This is a genomic window from Streptomyces aurantiacus, from assembly GCF_001418335.1.
Classification (GTDB): Bacteria; Actinomycetota; Actinomycetes; order Streptomycetales; family Streptomycetaceae; genus Streptomyces; species Streptomyces aurantiacus.
Genome location: NZ_LIPP01000199.1, coordinates 1 through 12514 on the forward strand (window position 1 = coordinate 1; position 12514 = coordinate 12514).

The following is a 12514-nucleotide window of genomic DNA, read 5'->3' on the forward strand; positions in this document are numbered from 1 at the left end:
GGTCTTGGGGGTGCCGGGGTCGTCGGACGCCGGGGTACCGGCTTCGTTGACCAGGGCGAGGGCCTCCTCGACACCGAAGTCGACCTCGTCGTACGGCCCCGAGGCGGTCATCCGGCGTCCGGGCGGGCGTCACCGGCGGGGCCGGCTTCCGACCCTGCCTCCGACCCGGACTCCGCCCCTGCCTCCGCCTCCGCTGCCCAGCGCAGTGCCAGTGCCGCCGCCTTGCGAGCGGCCTCCGCGACCGCTTCGGGGCCGCCCTCGGCCCGGCCCGCCGCGTATCCGACGAGGAACGTCGTCAGCGGTGCCGCCGGACGCGCCACGCCGTGGGCGGCGTCGCGGGCCAGGTCGAGCAGGAGGCCGGTGTCGACGTCCAGGTCGAGGCCCAGTTCGTCCTTGACTGCGGTAATCCATTCATCCAACACGTGCCCATGCTCCCTGATACGTGCCCGGGCGACGGCGATGTCGTCCCAGGTGTCGCAGTCGAAGGACGCGACGGGGTCGGTGATGCGGGTCACTTCGAGCGCGCCGATGAGCCGTCGCAACGGCAGCCCGGTCAGTTCGCCGTGCTCGGCACGCAGGGCGGCGAGCTCGCGCCGCAGCGCGGAACGCCGGTACGCGGCCACGAGGGGCTGGTCACGGCCGCCCGGGTCGGTGAGCAACACGCCCTCACCGCCCGTCCCGTGAAGGCCGGTCAGCAGCCGTCGTACCGTCTCCCGGTCCAGGAACGGCAGGTCGGCGGAGAGCACCACGACGTACTCGGCGGTGGTGTGCCGCAGGCCGGCGTCCAGCGCGGCGAGCGGACCTCCGCCGGGAGGGTCCTCGCGCGCCCATCGCACGGGGCGCGAGGTGGGCCGGGGTTCCGCGACGACCACGGTGGTGGCCGCGCCGGAGCAAGCGGCCAGGACGCGGTCGAGCAGCGCGCGGCCACCGACGCGTACGCCCGGTTTGTCCGCGCCGCCGAGGCGGCGGGCGGCGCCGCCGGCGAGCACGACGGCGTCGCTGGGAGGATCGAACGCGGTCACCCCACGAGTATGAGTGCCCGGTGGATCATTTCCACCCCCGTGCACAGCATGTGGACGGGGGTGGTGACGGGCCCTGCGGGCCGAGGGGGGTCACACGGTCCGCAGCAGCACCGCCGGCTGTTCCACGCAGTCCGCCACATAGCGCAGGAAACCGCCCGCCGTTCCGCCGTCGCACACCCGGTGGTCGAAGGTGAGCGAGAGCTGTACGACCTGCCGCACCGCCAAGTCGCCTTCGTGCACCCAGGGCTTGGGGACGATCCGGCCGACGCCGAGCATGGCGGCCTCGGGGTGGTTGATGATCGGGGTCGAGCCGTCGACGCCGAACACCCCGTAGTTGTTCAGTGTGAAGGTGCCGCCGGTGAGGTCCGCCGGGGTGAGCGTCCCGGTCCTGGCCGCCTCGGTGAGCCGGGCGAACTCCGCGCTCAGCGACTCCGCGTCCCGGGTGTGCGCGCCCTTCACCACCGGAACGACGAGTCCGCGCTCGGTCTGCGCGGCGAACCCGAGGTGCACCTCGTCGAGCCGGACGATCTCGCGGGCGTCCATGTCGACCGTCGAGTTGAGCTCGGGAAACCGGGCCAGCGCGGCGGTGCAGATACGGGCGAGGAGCGCGAGGAGGGAGATCTTCGGCCCGCCGGCCTCGTTCATCCGCACGCGCGCGTGCATCAGTTCCGTCGCGTCGGCGTCCACCCAGCAGGTCGCGTCGGGGATCTCGCGCCGGCTCCGGGAGAGCTTGTCGGCGACGGCACCGCGGACGCCCTTGAGGGGGACGCGCGTGCCGGACGCGCGGGTGGTCGTACGCGTCGTGGCTGTACGCGTCGTGGCTGTCGTGGTGGCCGCAGCGGGCGCACCGGCCCGCACGGCGTGCTCCACGTCCGCGCGCGTGATCAGGCCGTCGGGTCCCGAACCCGGCAGCTCCCGCAGGTCGAGCCCGTTCTGGCGGGCCAGCCGGCGCACGAGCGGTGAGATCACCGCCACGGGGCCGTCGGCCCGGCGCCCATACCCGTCATCGACGCCTGCCCCGACCCCGTTCACGGTTCCGGACCCGGCCCCTGCCCCGGCCGCGAGCGGTCGTTCCTCCCGTACGGGGCCCGGAGCCGCACCGGGTGCTGCGGGCGGCCGTACCCTGCGGCGCCGTGCCGGAGGCGCCTGGGTGCCGTAACCCACGAGCACGTTCCCGGAGCCCTCGCCCTCGTTCCCACCGCCGGGGGCCCCGGCGCCGGTGGTCTCCGTCCCGGAAACCGGTGTTCCCACCGCGACCGTCAGCAGCGGGGAGCCGACAGGCAGTTCGGTGCCCTCGTCGCCGTAGCGAGCCGTGACCACGCCGCCGTACGGGCAGGGGACCTCCACCATCGCCTTGGCCGTCTCGACCTCGACGACGGGCTGGTCGACGGCGACGACGTCACCGACCTGGACGAGCCAGCGGACGATCTCCGCCTCGGTCAGCCCCTCACCGAGGTCGGGCAGCTTGAACTCCAAGACCTGGGCCATCAGCTCTGTGCCTCCCACTGCAGCCGGGCCACCGCGTCCAGGATGCGGTCGACGCCGGGCAGATGGTGCCGCTCCAGCATCGGCGGCGGATACGGGATGTCGAAGCCGGCCACGCGCAGCACCGGCGCCTCCAGGTGGTGGAAGCACCGCTCGGTGACGCGCGCGGCGATCTCCCCGCCGGGCCCGCCGAAGCCGCCCGACTCGTGCACCACGACGGCCCGGCCGGTGCGCCGCACGGACGCGGCGACCGTCTCGTCGTCGAAGGGGACCAAGGAGCGCAGGTCGACGACTTCGAGGTCCCAGCCCTCGGCCCGGGCCGCCTCCGCGGCCTCCAGGCAGACGGGCACGGACGGCCCGTACGTGATGAGCGTGGCGCTGCGGCCCCGGCGGCGGACCACCGCGCGGCCGATCGGTTCCACGGCCTGCGGCTCGTCGGGGTTCCAGGAGTCCTTCGACCAGTACAGGCGCTTGGGCTCCAGGACGACGACCGGGTCGTCGGAGGCGATGGCGGCGCGCAGCAGGCCGTACGCGTCAGCAACCGTCGCGGGCGTGACGACGTGCAGCCCCGGGGTCGCCATGTAGTACGCCTCGGAGGAGTCGCTGTGGTGCTCCACGCCGCCGATGCCGCCGCCGTAGGGCACGCGCACGGTGATGGGCAGCGGTGTCGCCCCGCGCGTGCGGTTGCGCATCTTCGCCACGTGCGAGATCAGCTGCTCGAAGGCGGGGTACGCGAAGGCGTCGAACTGCATCTCCACGACCGGCCTGAGCCCGTACATGGCCATGCCGACCGCCGTGCCGAGGATGCCCGCCTCGGCCAGCGCCGTGTCCGTGACCCGGTCCTCGCCGAACTCCTTCGCGAGCCCGTCCGTGACCCGGAAGACGCCGCCCAGGGCGCCGACGTCCTCACCCATGACATGGACGGTGGGGTCCTCGGCCAGCGCGTCGCGCAGGGCGCGGCCGAGGGCCTGGGCCATGGTGGCCGGCTTCACCGCGACGGTGGTCATCGCGCGTTTACCTCCGGCCCGTCCCGGTGGTCCGGCCCGTCCCGGTGGTCCGGCTCGTCCCGGTGGTCCGGCTCGTCCTCGTGGTGGCGGATCTCGGCGTCCAGCTCGGCCCGCAACTGGGCCTCCTGTTCCTGGAGTTGCGTCGTGGGTCGCGCGTAGACGTGCGCGAAGAGGTCCATGGGGTCGAGCACCGGGTCCTGGTTCATGCGCTCGCGCAGGTCCGCGGCCATCGCCTCGGCGTCCTCGCGCACGGCACGTATGCCGTCCTCGTCGAGCAGCCCGCGCTCGGTGAGCTCGCGCTCCAGGAGGGCGATCGGGTCGTGCGCACGCCAGGCCTCGACCTCCGCGTCGGCGCGGTAGCGCTTGTCGTCGTCGGCGTTCGTGTGGGCCTCCATGCGGTACGTCACCGCCTCCACGAGCGTCGGGCCGCCGCCCGCGCGCGCGTGGGCGATCGCCTCGCCGAGGACCTCGTGCACGGCGGCGGCGTCGTTCCCGTCGACCAGCCGGCCCGGCATTCCGTACCCGACGGCCTTGTGGGCCAGTGAGGGGGCGGCGGTCTGCTTGGCGAGCGGGACCGAGATCGCGAAGCCGTTGTTCTGGACCAGGAAGACCACCGGGGCCCGCCAGACGGCGGCGAAGTTCAGCGCCTCGTGGAAGTCGCCCTCGCTGGTGCCGCCGTCGCCGACCAGCGCGAGCGCGACCACGTCGTCGCCCTTGAGGCGGGCGGCGTGCGCGAGGCCCACCGCGTGCGGGAGCTGGGTCGCGAGCGGCGTGCACAGGGGGGCGACGCGGTGCTCGTTCGGGTCGTAGCCGGTGTGCCAGTCGCCGCGCAGGAGGGTCAGCGCCTGGACGGGGTCGAGGCCCCGGGCCACGGCGGAAAGGGTGTCCCGGTAGCTCGGGAAGAGCCAGTCGCGCTCTTCGAGGACGAGCGCGGCGGCGACCTCGCAGGCCTCCTGGCCGGTGGAGGAGGGGTAGACGGCGAGGCGGCCCTGCTTGGTGAGGGCGGTCGCCTGCGCGTTGTAACGGCGGCCACGCACCAGTTCCGCGTACAGCCGGCGCAGCAGGTCCGGGTCGGCCCGGTCGGCCGCTGCGGTGCCGAGGACGCGGTGGGGCAGCGCGTCGGGCAGCAGCGGCGCGGGGTCGGTACGTGGCTGCCAGGCAGGCGGCGGCGTCGGCCGGTATGCGCCTCGCTGCTCCATGACCGTCATGTCGGCACCTCCTCGTGGAAGTCGCTTCGACTCGTGGAAGTCGCTTCGAGAGGCCCGTCGTGAGCGGCGCGCCCCACCTACCGATTGTTCGGTCGTCGGCACATTTTGGCTACAGGCACCGTCAGGCTGTGGACAAACGGTTCTGCACAGCCTGAAATGGACGCAGTACGTCCATGACAGGAAGGCGGGGGGACATGGCACCTGAACAAATGGCCGCAGGCCCTGACCCCGGGGCCACCCTGCCGCCGCCGCGTCCGCTCGACTCCATCGACCAGGACATCCTGCAGATGCTCCAGTCGGACGGCCGCGCCTCGATACGGTCCGTCGCCGAGCGGGTCCACGTGTCCCGGGCCAACGCGTACGCGCGCATCAACCGCCTCGTCGAGGACGGCGTGATCCGCGGCTTCGGCGCCCGTGTCGACCACGAGCGCGCGGGGCACGGCACCTCGGCGTACATCACGCTCAAGATCGTGCAGAACACCTGGCGCACCGTGCGCGAGCAGCTCCGGGTGCTCCCCGGGGCGTCCCACATCGCGCTGGTGGGCGGCGACTTCGACGTCCTGCTGCTGGTGCACACACCGGACAACAGGGCCCTGCGCGAGCTGGTGCTCACCCGGCTCCAGGCCATCCCCGAGGTGCTCAGCACCCGCACGCTGCTGGTGTTCGAGGAGGAGGACCTGGAGCCGCAGGGGTGACGTGGGCCCGCAGGGGTGACGTGGCTCTGCGGCGGTGGGCGGCCCGGAAAGAACCCGTCGACGCGCCGGCTCAGCCCGCCTCGCGCCCGGCTCAGCCCGTCGCCCGGAGTCCCCCGAAGACCATCAGCACCACCGCGTCCGCGACCTCGCGCTCCCCCATGCCCCGCCCGTCCGGGCGGTACCACTCGACGATCGAGTTGATCATCCCGAAGACCAGCCGGGTCGCGAGCCGGACCTCCACGTCACCGCGTACGTCGCCGTCGGCCGCCGCCGCTTTCAGGAGCGCGGCCACCTCGTGGTCGAAGTCCCGGCGCCGTTCCAGGGCCCAGCGCTCGGTGTCGGTGTTGCCGCGCACGCGCAGCAGCAGGGTCACGTACGGCAGTTCGGCGGTGAGGACCTCGACCATGCGCCGGGTGACGTACTCCAGGCGTTCCACGGCACGCCCCACGCGCGCGTGCTCCTCGCCGAGGATTCCGAAGAGGCCGTCGAGCGCCCGGCTGACGGCCCGGCGCAGCAGTTCCTCCTTGCCGGTGACGTGGTGGTAGATCGACGACTTGGAGATGCCGGCCGCCTTGGAGAGGTGCTCCATGGAGGTGCCGTCGTAGCCGCGCTCGTTGAAGACCCGCACCGCCACGGTGAGCAGTGTCTCGGGCGTGTAGGTGTCGCGCTTGGCGGTGGTCATGGGGTGCCCTCCCGCTTTTCCGAGGCGTACGCGTGGCGGTAGAGCGCGAGGGACGGGGCGTAACGCCCTGACGGGTCACGCATGTGCAGGTCGTCCAGGACGTCGTAGGCCCAGCTCCTGCCGAGCCTGCGGCTCCATTCGAAGGGGCCCAGCGGGTAGTTGACGCCCTGGCGCATCGCCGTGTCGATGTCCTCCTCGGTGGCCACTCCCTTGGCGACGGCGTCGTGCGCCAGGTCGACGATGCGGGCCACCGTGCGGGCGACGATCAGGCCGGGCACGTCCCCGATGACGCTGACGTCCTTGCCGAGCGCCTGGAAGAGCCCGGTGGCCTCGGCGAGGGTCTGCGTCTGGGTGTCCTGCGAGTGGGACAGGGCGATCCGGGTCGCCCTGCGGTAGTCGACCGCCAGGTCGAAATAGACGACGTCACGGAACTCGACGGCGGTCTGGCCGTCCGCGAGGGCCAGCTGGCCGCCGCTCGGCAGCACCAGCCGCGTGCCGTGGTCCTCCTCGTCCTCGCGGACCTGGATGCCCGCCTCGCGGATCAGCGCGACCAGTTCGGAGGCGGGGCCCAGATCGCCCTCGACGACGACGTACGCGGGCGGCTGGGCCCGCTCCGCGGTGTGCGGCTCGGGCCGCTCGGCCCCGTCCCCGTGCTCGTACCAGCCGTGCCCGGTCTTGCGGCCGTGCCGGCCCGACTCGACGAGGCGCCGCTGGGCCAGCGAGGGCGTGAACCGCACGTCCTGGAAGAAGGCCTCCCACACGGAGCGCGTGACGGACTCGTTGACGTCCTGGCCGATGAGGTCGGTCAGTTCGAAGGCGCCCATCCGGAAACCGCCCGACTCGCGCAGCACCGCGTCGATCGTCGCCGGGTCGGCGGCCTGGGCCTCGTAGACCGCGAAGGCCTCGGCGTAGAAGGGCCGCGCGATGCGGTTCACGATGAAGCCCGGGGTGTCGGCGCAGGCGACCGGGGTCTTGCCCCAGGCGCGGGCCAGCTCGTACGCGCGCGTGGCCGACGAGACGTCGGTCGCGAACCCGGAGACGACCTCCACGAGGGGCAGCAGCGGCGCGGGGTTGAAGAAGTGCAGTCCGACGAAACGGCCGGGGTTGCGCAGGGCGCCGCCGATCGCGGTCACCGACAGGGAGGAGGTGTTGGTGGCGAGCAGGCAGTCCTCCGAGACGATGTCCTCAAGGTCGCGCAACAGCTCCTGTTTGACGTCCAGTCGCTCCAGGACGGCTTCGAGGACGAGGCCGGAGCCGGCGAGGTCGGCGAGGCTCTCGGCGGGGCGCAGCCGGGCGCGTGCGGCATCGCGCTCGGCGCCGGTCAGCCTGCCCTTGTCGACGAGCCGGTCGAGGCGGGCGCCGATCGCTTCGGCCGCCGCCCGGGCGCGGCCCGGCGCGGTGTCGTACAGCCGCACGGGGTGGCCCGCGACGAGCGCGACCTGGGCGATGCCCTGGCCCATGGTGCCGGTGCCGACGACGGCCACGGGGCCGACGAGGTCGAGTGCTGTCATGCTCGCGATCCTCCCGCACAGGGTTTTCCACAGGTTCAGCGGACCCCCTTGTCCCGACCGATCGTTCGGTTACTCTAACTCTGTCCGGCTGTTTCCGCTTCCGCGAAAGTCCTTGAACGAGGAGTTGGTTCCGCATGGCCGCCGCCGCACTGACCGCGCACGAGCTCGTCGCCAGGCACCGGTCCACCCTCGACCAGGCGCTGGAAGCGATGCGCACGCGCGCGTACTGGTCGCCGCACGCCGAACATCCCAAGGCGTACGGGGAGAACGGCAGCCTGGGAACGGCGGAGGGCAAGGCCGCCTTCGACGCCCTCCTCGGGAGCCGCATCGACCTCGGCCAGCCCGGCACCGACGACTGGGTGGGCGGCGAGGTCTCGCCGTACGGGACCGAGCTGGGCGTCACGTACCCGCACGCGGACGTCGACGTCCTGCTGCCCGCCATGCGCGTGGGACAGCGCGCGTGGCGCGACGCGGGCGCGGAGACCCGCGCGATGGTGTGTCTGGAGATCCTCAAGCGGATCAGCGACCGCACGCACGAGTTCGCGCACGCGGTCATGCACACCAGCGGCCAGGCCTTCATGATGGCGTTCCAGGCCGGCGGGCCGCACGCCCAGGACCGCGGCCTGGAAGCGGTCGCGTACGCGTACGTGGAGCAGGTCCGCACCCCCGACACGGCGGAGTGGACGAAGCCCCAGGGCAAGCGCGACCCGCTCGCGCTGACCAAGCAGTTCACCCCGGTGCCGCGCGGCGTCGCGCTGCTGATCGGCTGCAACACCTTCCCCACGTGGAACGGCTATCCGGGCCTGTTCGCCTCGCTGGCCACGGGCAACGCGGTGCTGGTGAAGCCCCACCCGCGCGCGGTACTGCCGCTCGCGCTCACCGTCCAGGTGGCCCGCGAGGTGCTCACCGGGGCGGGCTTCGACCCGAACCTGGTGGCACTGGCCGCCGAGCGCCCCGGCGAGGGCATCGCGAAAACCCTGGCCACCCGCCCCGAGATCCGCATCATCGACTACACCGGCTCGACGGCGTTCGGCGACTGGCTGGAGGCCAACGCCCGCCAGGCGCAGGTCTACACGGAGAAGGCCGGCGTCAACACGGTCGTCCTGGAGTCGACCGACAACTACAAGGGCATGCTGTCGAACCTCGCCTTCTCCTTGTCCCTCTACAGCGGCCAGATGTGCACGACCCCGCAGAACCTCCTCGTCCCGCGCGCAGGCATCCGTACGGAGGATGGCCCCAAGTCGTACGACGAGGTGGTCGCCGACCTCGCGACGGCGGTCGACGCACTCCTCGGGGACGACGCCCGCGCCAACGCCCTGCTGGGCGCGATCGTGAACCCGGACGTGCAGGCCCGCCTGGAGGCCGCGGCCGGACTCGGCGAAGTCGCCCTCGCCTCCCGGGCGATCGACAACCCGGAGTTCCCGGACGCCGTGGTGCGTACGCCGGTGATCGTGAAGCTCGACGGCGGCAAGCCGGACGACCAGGCCGCCTACATGAGCGAGTGCTTCGGCCCTGTCTCGTTCGCCGTCGCGGTCGACTCGGCGGCCGACGCGGTGGAGCTGCTGCGCCGGACCGTCCGCGAGAAGGGCGCGATGACCGTCGGCGCGTACACGACCTCGGAGGATGTCGAGGAGGCCCTGCGGGAGGCCTGCCTGGACGAGGCGGCCCAGCTCTCGCTGAACCTGACGGGCGGGGTGTACGTCAACCAGACGGCCGCGTTCTCGGACTTCCACGGGTCGGGAGGCAACCCGGCGGCCAACTCCGCGCTGTGCGACGGGGCGTTCGTGGCCAACCGCTTCCGGGTGGTGGAGGTCCGTAAGGAGTCGTGAGCTTCCTGGGGAGCGCCCCGTAGGGGCGCGGGGAACTGCGCGCCCAGCCACGAACAACCCACAGCCGTACGCCTGCACAACGCGAAAAGCCCCTCAGGGGGCGCTCCAGTGGAACAAGGTCATCGCCACGCTGGTGGCGAGGTTGTAGCTGGACACCTGCGACCGCATCGGCAGCGACACCAAATGGTCGGTGCGGCCCCGCAGTTCGGCCGACAACCCACTGCGCTCCGAGCCGAAGGCAAGAACCGCGTCGTCCGGCAGCTTCAGCGCCCGGATGTCCTCGCCCTCCGGATCGAGGGCGAACACCGGCCCGGCGGGCAGCTCGTCCACGGCCAGCCGCTCGACGGCCGTGGCGAAGTGCAGCCCGGCCCCGCCCCGCACGACCGTGGGATGCCACGGATCGAGCGTGCCGGTGGTGACGACCCCGGTCGCCCCGAAGCCGGCCGCGAGCCGGATGACCGCTCCGGCGTTCCCGAGGTTGCGCGGCTGGTCGAGGACGACCACGGGCGCGGTGCGCGGCGTACGGGCCAGCGCCCGCAGGTTGGCCGCGCGCGGGGGGCGTACCGCCAGGGCGGCCACCGCGGTGGGATGCGGACGCGGGACGAGCGCCCGGTACGTGGACTCCGGGACCTCCGCCAGGAGGGCGTCCAGCGTCTCGCGTACGTCCGGGGCCAGCTCGTCGGCGAGGGCGAGCGCGGCCCGCCGGTCGGTGGTGACCGCCACCTGGACCTCGGCCCGGAAGCGCACCGCGTGCTTGAGGACGTGGAAGCCGTCGAGCAGTACGGCGGTGTCGGCGAGCCGGTGCCAGGCGCTCAGGGGCTCGGGGTCGCGGGGGTCCCTCATGCTGTGCAGCCTACGTGCGTGGGCCCGGCGGCCTACCCGGCCGCTCCCGGAGCCGCCTCAGGGGCCGCCTCCGCGAGCTGCGGGGCCTTCTTGCGCGGCCCCGGGAACGTACGCCCGAGGCGCCGGAGGCGGGAGGCCGGCCGGAGCCGGCCACGCGCGCGTGTGGCCCGGTCGCCGAGGCGGCGCAGGAAGGACGTCGGCAGGAAGACCGCGTCGGCGGCGATCATCGCGAGCGAGAAGAACGGCAGGCCCAGTACGACGGCGATCACGGCGTGCTCGGTCATCATGGCGGCCAGCAGGACGTTCTTGACCCGACGGTTGAAGAGCGTGAAGGGGAAGGCGACCTGCGCGACCACGGTCCCGTACGTCACCAGCATCACCATGGTGCCGTTCGCGGACAGCAGGTCGGACAGGGCGGGCCAGGGGGAGAAGTAGTCCAGGTGCAGCGGGTAGTACACCGCCGTGCCGTCCTGCCAGCGCGAGCCCTGGACCTTGTACCAGCCGGCGGTCGCGTAGATCAGACACGCCTCAGCCATGATCACGAAGAGTGCCGCGTTGTGGACGAGGTTGGCGAGGACGTCGAGGAAGGCGCGCGGCTGGGCGCTCCGGGTGTACCGGCCCGTCAGCCACCACAGGCTCTGGACCGCCCACAGCCCCCAGTAGATCGTCAGCCAGCCGCCGAACAGGCCGCCGTCGATCTTCCCCGCGAGCGTGGCCGCCGCCAGGGCGAGGCCGAGCACGGCCCACAGGACGACACCGACCCGGTCCGGGCGACCGGCCCCGTCCGGCTCCCCGGCCGGATGATCCGGGTTGTCGGTCGGATCCGGGTTGTCGGCCAGGTACGGGCGAACGGCCAGATCCGGGCGAGCGGCCTCCGCCGCCTCCCGGCGCCCGCGCCGCGCGTCCAGCGACCACACCTGGCCGCAGCGGGTGAACACCAGGTAGATCGCCATCAGGTGGATGACGTTGTCGCCGCCGTCCCCCATGAAGATGCTGCGGTTCTGCAGGGAGAGCACGCCGATCAGGAAGAGCACGGACATCGTGCGGGTGCGCCAGCCGAGCAGGAGCAAGGCGCTGGACAGCACGGCGAACGCGAAGACGATCTCGAACCAGACCTGACTGTCGGACCAGACCAGAGCCGTGAAGGCGTGATTGCTCGCGGTGAGCTGCTGGGCCAGGTCCCAGCTCCAGGGTCCGTCGGGCCCGTACATCTCCTGGCGGTGCGGGAACTCCCGCAAGAGGAAGAACAGCCAGGTCCCGGCGAAGCCTATGCGGATCACCGCGCTCTGGTACGGCCCCAGGGCCTGGCCGGTGAGCCGTGCGACGACGTGCGCCAGCGTCCGGTCGAGACGGTGCGTCCGGTCGAACCGGCTGACCCGCCCGGCCAACCGCTCACGACCGAGGCCGCGGATGCGGCGAGGGTCGGGAAGGCTGTCGGGGTCACCCGGCGGGGTGGTGGTGTGCTGCTTGGCCGTCGGGGTGATGTCGTCGTTGCTCATCGGGCGCTCGCCGCCGTCTCCGTCTCCGTGGAGTCCACCGGCCGGGTTCCGGCCGCCCGGTCGGTCTCCGACACCGGCCACCAGGGCAGTTGCCGCAGAATCGGCTTGTCGGACACCTGCTCCTGGCTCCACTCCGGTGGCGGCACATTGGTCGTACGGGACCTGACCTGGACCCGCTGGACGACGGCGCCCCGGCCGCCCGCCTCCTCGCGGTCGAGGCGCAGGACCACGATCCGGCGCATGTAGCGCTCGGAGAGGTCGCCGCGCAGACCGTTCGGGCGATTCGTCTCGTCGTGCGTGGCCACGAAGAAGTCCCAGGCCCTGCGCAGCTCGTTCTGCTGGGTGTGGCTCGGCAGCAGATTGCCGTCGATGGCCCGGCCGTCCATCGCGGAGAGGTCGTACCAGCGGGTCGTTCTGACGGCGCCGTCCGTGGCCTTCACCTCGGCACGGACCTGGACCGCGATGTCCTGCTGCAGCGGATTGGGCGCGAAGAGCTTCCAGTTCTGCTCGAACTCCGGGTAGACCCAGTCGTCGATCAGCCGCTCGTGCTGCTTGGTGACCGTGTTCGACGGCGCGACGTGCAGGAAGACCATGCCGAGGTGTACGCAGGCGCCCACGACGACGAGCGCGAGCGCGAGCGCGGCGGCGATCTGGAAGGGGAGGGAGAGCGCGGCGAGGCCGTCACCGGGGTCCACGCGGCCGTCCCGCGGCGGGGTGCCGGGGGGAACGGGGG

11 protein-coding genes are annotated in these 12514 nt (G+C 72.6%); 2 read left to right on the forward strand and 9 right to left on the reverse strand.

The window, feature by feature from the left end; genetic code table 11:
- Positions 1-107: 107 nt before the first annotated feature.
- The 4 genes from AOK01_RS25140 to pdhA form a co-directional block, all read right to left on the reverse strand.
- Positions 108-1022 (reverse strand): NTP transferase domain-containing protein, encoded by a 915-nt coding sequence (locus AOK01_RS25140; RefSeq protein ID WP_055515451.1) that lies wholly within the window; start codon positions 1020-1022, stop codon positions 108-110.
- 90 nt (positions 1023-1112) lie between these two features.
- The gene (locus tag AOK01_RS25145) at positions 1113-2510 is read right to left on the reverse strand and encodes a dihydrolipoamide acetyltransferase family protein (RefSeq protein ID WP_055515453.1); all 1398 of its coding nucleotides are present in this window, start codon (positions 2508-2510) and stop codon (positions 1113-1115) included.
- Positions 2510-3514 carry an alpha-ketoacid dehydrogenase subunit beta gene (locus AOK01_RS25150; protein WP_055515456.1) on the reverse strand — a complete coding sequence of 335 codons (1005 nt, stop codon included), beginning with the start codon at positions 3512-3514 and terminating at the stop codon, positions 2510-2512. Before AOK01_RS25150 ends, AOK01_RS25145 begins: the two co-directional genes overlap by 1 nt.
- The gene (gene pdhA, locus AOK01_RS25155; protein ID WP_055515458.1) at positions 3511-4722 is read right to left on the reverse strand and encodes a pyruvate dehydrogenase (acetyl-transferring) E1 component subunit alpha; all 1212 of its coding nucleotides are present in this window, start codon (positions 4720-4722) and stop codon (positions 3511-3513) included. Before pdhA ends, AOK01_RS25150 begins: the two co-directional genes overlap by 4 nt.
- Before the next feature lie 209 nt (positions 4723-4931).
- Here pdhA and AOK01_RS25160 point away from each other — a divergent pair, with 209 nt between their 5' ends.
- Positions 4932-5417, forward strand: a complete 486-nt coding sequence (locus AOK01_RS25160) for an Lrp/AsnC family transcriptional regulator (RefSeq protein WP_055515460.1) — start codon at positions 4932-4934, stop codon at positions 5415-5417.
- 91 nt (positions 5418-5508) lie between these two features.
- Here AOK01_RS25160 and AOK01_RS25165 read toward each other — a convergent pair whose 3' ends face one another.
- Both AOK01_RS25165 and AOK01_RS25170 read right to left on the reverse strand, forming a co-directional pair.
- A complete protein-coding gene (locus AOK01_RS25165; protein ID WP_055515462.1) occupies positions 5509-6099 on the reverse strand; it encodes a TetR/AcrR family transcriptional regulator in 591 nt (196 codons plus the stop codon).
- Complete coding sequence (locus AOK01_RS25170; RefSeq protein ID WP_055515463.1) at positions 6096-7610, reverse strand: 3-hydroxyacyl-CoA dehydrogenase; 1515 nt, start codon at positions 7608-7610, stop codon at positions 6096-6098. The genes AOK01_RS25165 and AOK01_RS25170 overlap by 4 nt, the downstream gene beginning before the upstream one ends.
- A gap of 134 nt (positions 7611-7744) precedes the next feature.
- Here AOK01_RS25170 and paaN point away from each other — a divergent pair, with 134 nt between their 5' ends.
- Positions 7745-9439, forward strand: a complete 1695-nt coding sequence (paaN, locus tag AOK01_RS25175; RefSeq protein WP_055515465.1) for a phenylacetic acid degradation protein PaaN — start codon at positions 7745-7747, stop codon at positions 9437-9439.
- Positions 9440-9532: 93 nt separating this feature from the next.
- Here paaN and AOK01_RS25180 read toward each other — a convergent pair whose 3' ends face one another.
- The 3 genes from AOK01_RS25180 to AOK01_RS25190 form a co-directional block, all read right to left on the reverse strand.
- The gene (locus tag AOK01_RS25180) at positions 9533-10282 is read right to left on the reverse strand and encodes a TrmH family RNA methyltransferase (RefSeq protein ID WP_055515467.1); all 750 of its coding nucleotides are present in this window, start codon (positions 10280-10282) and stop codon (positions 9533-9535) included.
- A 32-nt stretch (positions 10283-10314) separates the two neighbouring features.
- Complete coding sequence (locus AOK01_RS25185) at positions 10315-11781, reverse strand: HTTM domain-containing protein (RefSeq protein ID WP_107099905.1); 1467 nt, start codon at positions 11779-11781, stop codon at positions 10315-10317.
- Positions 11778-12514: DUF5819 family protein (locus AOK01_RS25190; protein ID WP_055515471.1), on the reverse strand; the 737-nt coding region annotated here is incomplete at its 5' end. The genes AOK01_RS25185 and AOK01_RS25190, both read right to left, overlap by 4 nt.